The sequence below is a fragment of the Dietzia sp. CW19 genome, assembly GCF_014145265.1.
Lineage (GTDB): Bacteria > Actinomycetota > Actinomycetes > Mycobacteriales > Mycobacteriaceae > Dietzia > Dietzia natronolimnaea.
This window is the reverse complement of sequence record NZ_JAALEE010000193.1, coordinates 1-2,821: the sequence shown is the minus strand read 5'-3', so window position 1 is coordinate 2,821 and position 2,821 is coordinate 1. Positions and strand designations below refer to the sequence as shown.

Here is a 2,821-nt window from a genome sequence, read left to right as displayed (position 1 = left end):
CCGGCCCGGTCCCGGCATCCGAGCAGCCCGTCGCGGCCGCGATCGCGAGCAGCGCCGCGGCGGCCAGGAGCGGTCGGGCGGGGTCATGGGGCATCGAGGGCAGTCTGCCAGGCGGCGGTTCGCGGGTTCGCTTCAGAGACTCGCGGGGCGTGTGGGGTTGCGCATTCGGCGTCCGTGCCGCGATCCTGTGTTCCGGGGAACCCGGTGGCCGCGGAGGGTCCGCTCACCACCCCGGTGCGAGGAGTGTTACTGATGCCCGTTATCGACTTCAGCCAGCTGCAGATGTTCTGGGACGGGATCTTCCCGGCGATCTTCGGGCCCCTCGCGGGCTTGGTCGACACGATCGGGGCGTCCGTAGAGGGCCCCTGACCCACCCGGGTCCCTGGCTTCCACCGGGTCCCTGACTCACCCCGCGGCGAGGATCCTGTCCAGGGTCCTGAGGTTCCTGGTGGTGAGGTGACGCTTGTTCTCCCGGCCGTCGAGCACCTTGTACGCGTCGGAGGTCAGCGTCGAGCCGCGGGGGACACGCCAGTACACACAGCCCGCGCCCTCGGCGACCGCTTCCGTGCTGACGGTCGTCTCACTGTCGGTGGCCGGCCCGGCCCCGGCATGCGCGTCGGCGCCGGCGGCCGCCTCGCCGACCTCCCGGATGGCCGCGCGCATCGCCACCGTCACCCGGGTCGTCACCTCCGGGTCGTCCGAGAACACCACGTAGTCGTGGTGCTCGGGCAGCGCGTCGAAGGGGTACGCGGCCACCACCGTCGCCACCGCGTCGAGGGTGAGGACCTGCACGACCGCCTTGTAGTCGAACCTCTCCGCATACGCGGACTCGAGCGCCGCGCGTAGTCCGGTCACCGGTCGGGGATCGGTGACGAGCACGTTGCCGGTGGCCAACACCGTGGTGACCGACGTCCCGCCCGCGGCCTCCGTGCACGCGACCAGGTCGGGCATCGCGATCCGGTTGCTCTTTCCGACATTGATCCCGCGGAGCAGCACGACCTTGCGATGCTCCCCGGCGTGTGGGCCCGCCGATCCGGTACTCATGTCCCGATCTTCCTCCCGGGGCGGGCCCGCGCGGGTAGCTTTCCCGCCATGGCAGTGTCAGTTCAGTCCGTTGTGAAGATCGAGACCGGCGTCCCCGAGATCATGGAGGTCCTGGCCGACGTCGAGTCCCTCGTCGACTGGTCGAGCGCCCACCGTGCGGTCGAGGTCAGGGAGGCCGACGACGAGGGGTGGCCGATCGTCGTGTGGGAGCGGGTGTCCCAGTACGGCGTCACCGACGAGATGGTCGTGCGCTACGAGTGGTACGACGGCGAGGTGAGCTGGTCCCTGGTCGAGAGCGGTTCCCAGAAGGTCCAGAACGCCCGCTACGTGCTCACGGACAACGGCGACGGCACCACCGAGGTCGTCTTCGACCTCGAGGTGGATCTCAAGATCAAGCTGCCGGGTGCCGTGGTCAAGAAGGCGCAGAAGCACATCGCCGACGTGGCCACCACGGGGTTGCGGGACGAGGTCCTGCGGCGGCACGGCTGATCATCCGCCCCGAGCCCTCGGGGGTGGGATCCGGTCAGGAGAACCGGCGGGAGGAGATCAGTCCGTCGGTCAGATCGCGGCGCACCAGGTCGGGCACGGATCTGCGACGCAGTGGTGCGCTCCCGGTGTGGGCGAGGTGCGCGATGCCGTCGAGCAGGTCGGCCATGGCCTCCGTCGGCGCCCAGGCCGGTGCCCATCCCAGCTCGTCGCGGGCCCGGGCGCAGTCCTGCAGGGGCACGGCGTACGCCAGGTCCAGCCATCCGCGGTCCACCGGCTGCAGGCGCGCCCGCCACGTCAGACCGACGAGGGCCCCGAGGAGCGGCAGGGGGATGTGGACCGCCCGGGCCCCGAGCACCTCTGCGAGGTCGTCCCTGGTCAGCGGTTGTTCGGCCGCGAGGTTGAACGGGCCGGTGGCGCCCTGCTCGATCACTCGCACGACGGCGTCGGCGACGTCGTCGGCATGGACGAGGGGCAGGCACAGGCTCCTGTCGACCGGCAGCAGCGGGACCCGCGGCGCGAGATGCGCCGGCAGATAGGCGGGCAGTCCGTACCGGGTCAGTCCGCTCGCCGCCGCTCGTTGGACGATGAAGCCCGGGCGCATCCGGGCGACGGGCACGGCATCGGCCCCGAGGAGACTCTCGTGGTCGTCGATGAGCGTCTCCGCCGCGGCCTTGTGTCGGCTGTACGCCGAGCTCGGCACCCCGGTCCTCGCCCAGGTCTCGTCGACGTGCTCACCGTGGCGGCCCGGCGCGTACGTCCCCACGGAGGACATGTGGACCAGGAGGCCCACCCCGGCCGACTGTGCGGCCCCGAGCACCGCGGCGGTCCCGCCGACCCCGACGCTCTCGAGGTAGCCGATGTTGCGGGTGGGTTGGAAACCCCAGGCCAGGTTGACGACGGCGTCCGCCTCGACGAAGTGTCGACCGAGTTCGCCGGCCGCGTCCGGACCGGAGACGTCCAGCGCGTGCCAGTCGACTCCGCGGTACTCGCCGACGGGATCCGGTGGCCGACGCACGAGCCCGACCAGTCGGTCGCCGGAGCGCGTCTCGCGCAGACGACGGAGCAGCGCGGTGCCGACGTTCCCGCTCGCGCCGATGATGACGATCCGCATTCCGGCCTCCTCGCCCGAGCCCGTCAGTCCGGTCGACGGTACCTCCCGGGTCGCGGCCGTCAACCGCCGAGCGCCGGGGTGAGGAGCAGGACACCGGCCAACGCGAGGCCCGCGACCCACACCGTCGAGGCGGCGGCCAGGATGACCGGGCGTGCGCCGACCCTGCGCATCGCGGCC

General features: G+C 71.9%; 3 protein-coding genes and 1 pseudogene. 1 reads left to right on the top strand and 3 read right to left on the bottom strand.

What is annotated here, in order from left to right; all coding sequences use genetic code 11:
• Nucleotides 1-405 precede the first annotated feature (405 nt).
• Nucleotides 406-1,044 carry a DUF1697 domain-containing protein gene (locus G6021_RS06590; RefSeq protein WP_182640894.1) on the bottom strand — a complete coding sequence of 213 codons (639 nt, stop codon included), beginning with the start codon at nt 1,042-1,044 and terminating at the stop codon, nt 406-408.
• A 48-nt stretch (nt 1,045-1,092) separates the two neighbouring features.
• On the opposite strand from G6021_RS06590, the gene G6021_RS06585 reads away from it, so the two are divergent.
• Nucleotides 1,093-1,533, top strand: a complete 441-nt coding sequence (locus G6021_RS06585) for an SRPBCC family protein (RefSeq protein ID WP_179523687.1) — start codon at nt 1,093-1,095, stop codon at nt 1,531-1,533.
• Nucleotides 1,534-1,567: 34 nt separating this feature from the next.
• On the opposite strand, the gene G6021_RS06580 is transcribed toward G6021_RS06585, so the two are convergent.
• Both G6021_RS06580 and G6021_RS17165 read right to left on the bottom strand, forming a co-directional pair.
• Nucleotides 1,568-2,644, bottom strand: coding sequence for an NAD-dependent epimerase/dehydratase family protein (locus tag G6021_RS06580; protein ID WP_182640893.1), 1,077 nt, complete (start codon nt 2,642-2,644; stop codon nt 1,568-1,570).
• Nucleotides 2,645-2,703: 59 nt separating this feature from the next.
• Nucleotides 2,704-2,821: pseudogene (locus G6021_RS17165) on the bottom strand (putative sulfate exporter family transporter); the annotation flags it as partial.

Bases quoted from the DNA above. Each gene is read 5' to 3' on its own strand.
- G6021_RS06590 (WP_182640894.1), bottom strand. From the start codon at position 1,044: ATGAGTACCGGATCGGCGGGCCCACACGCCGGGGAGCATCGCAAGGTC.
- G6021_RS06585 (WP_179523687.1), top strand. From the start codon at position 1,093: ATGGCAGTGTCAGTTCAGTCCGTTGTGAAGATCGAGACCGGCGTCCCC.
- G6021_RS06580 (WP_182640893.1), bottom strand. From the start codon at position 2,644: ATGCGGATCGTCATCATCGGCGCGAGCGGGAACGTCGGCACCGCGCTG.